Consider the following 1,447-nt stretch of genomic DNA (forward strand, 5'->3'; position numbering starts at 1 on the left):
CAAGGGGGGCCAGGGGGGATACCCCCCCCTTTCCAAGGGGGGCCAGGGGGGATACCCCCCCCTTTCCAAGGGGGGCCGGGGGGGATACTCCCCCCTTTCCAAGGGGGGCCGGGGGGGATACTCCCCCTCCCTACGAGTAGTAATCACCATGCGGGCCGATTTTGTCGGTCAATGTGCCGAATATCCCCAACTGGCGCAACTCATCGAAACCCAGAATAAAATTGTTGGCCGAATGCAGGAAGCAGAGTTACGCGAAGCCATTGCTAAACCCGCCGAGAAAGAAGGATGGACCATCCCGGAAGACCTGCAAAACGAGATAGTGAAAGACGTGCAGCAGTCCCCGGGAAGCCTGCCCTTATTGCAATACCTCCTGTACGAACTGTGGGATTGGAGAGATCGCCGTTTAACGGTAAAAACCTACCAAGACATGGGCGGCGTACTCGGAACCCTACAAACGCAAGCGGATAAGGTTTATAACTCCCTCGACCCAGAAGAAAAGACCGTCGCCAAGAGCATCTTTCTCGAACTCACCCAACTGGTAGAAGAGGACAAACCCACCTCCAGACAAGTCCGCAAAACCCGGTTAACCGACTTACCCCCCTCCCCAGAAAAAGTAGAAACCGTACTGGGGAAATTAGAAGACGCCCGCTTAATCGTCACCAGCGAACTGCAAGCCAGAGGGAACAACGGGGATACAATCAAGGTAGTGGATGTCGCCCACGAAGCCCTAATTCGCAACTGGAACACCTTAAAAGACTGGCTAAACGACAACCGGGAAATCAAGCGTCAAAGAGACGAACTCAAAGACAAAGCGCAAGAGTGGGAAGAAAAAGGCAAACGCCGAGAAGGGTTGTTGCGGGGGATAGATTTATCTGATGCAGAAGCATTTGTGCGACGCTATGGGGAAACCGGAATCGCACGAGAGTACGTGCAAAAAAGCATCCGAAACAGACGCATCACCAACATCCTCAGTATTGGCACCGTTGCCACCATGTTGACCGTCGTCACCGGACTCTGGCTGAATGCCCAACGCCAAGCCACCATCGCCAACTTGCGGGCCAACGCCGCCCAGGCGCAACAGTTGCTCACCACTCCCCAACCGTTAGGGGGGGTAGTCCTGGCCATCCAGGCTACGGGCGAGAGTCAAGACCAATTGGGGCGAGTGATGAGTTCGGTGCAAAGTAGCTTGCTGACCGGCATTCAAACCCTCCGAGAACACAATCGCTTCCAAGGCCATCAGGATTCGGTCTACGCCGTGGCCTTCAGCCCGGACGGGGAGACCATCGTCAGTGGCAGTGGGGACGGTACCCTGCGCTTGTGGACCCGCCAGGGGGAACCCATCGGCGAACCCTTGCGCGGCCATCAGAATCGGGTCTGGGCCGTGGCCTTCAGCCCGGACGGGGAGACCATCGTCAGTGGCAGTTGGGACGGTACCCTGCGCTTGTGG

General features: G+C 56.9%; 1 protein-coding gene. It reads left to right on the top strand.

Annotation, left to right across the window (positions count from 1 at the left end):
• Positions 1–1,447: WD40 repeat domain-containing protein (locus LKK83_RS30865; protein ID WP_442957401.1), on the top strand; the 1,447-nt coding region annotated here is incomplete at both ends.

This window comes from Phormidium sp. CCY1219 (genome assembly GCF_035615515.1).
GTDB lineage: Bacteria > Cyanobacteriota > Cyanobacteriia > Cyanobacteriales > Laspinemataceae > CCY1219.